Source organism: Micromonospora sp. PTRAS2 (genome assembly GCF_054052245.1).
In genome coordinates this window covers 1-226 of sequence record NZ_JBSWBU010000080.1, presented here as the reverse complement: position 1 = coordinate 226, position 226 = coordinate 1, and the positions used below count along the sequence as shown (strand labels likewise).

The 226-nt window shown below is 69.5% G+C and carries 1 protein-coding gene; it reads left to right on the top strand.

Annotated elements, in window-relative coordinates; all coding sequences use genetic code 11:
* Positions 1 to 226 (top strand): condensation domain-containing protein (locus ACVMYR_RS33235; RefSeq protein ID WP_457123717.1); only part of this gene is annotated, 226 nt, incomplete at both ends.

The following is a 226-nucleotide window of genomic DNA, read 5'->3' as shown; positions in this document are numbered from 1 at the left end:
TGCTCCTGCTCACCGACGCCGCCACCACCCAGGACGCCCTCGACCAACTCGCCGACGCCGTCCAACAACCCCTCGACTACACCCAGGGCCGCAACTGGCGCACCGCCATCATCCGCGACCGCTCCACCAACCGCACCCTCCTCGGCATCGGCATCCACCACATCGCCTTCGACGGCTGGTCCCACACCCTCCTCGTCCACGACCTCACCCACGCCTACACCGCCCG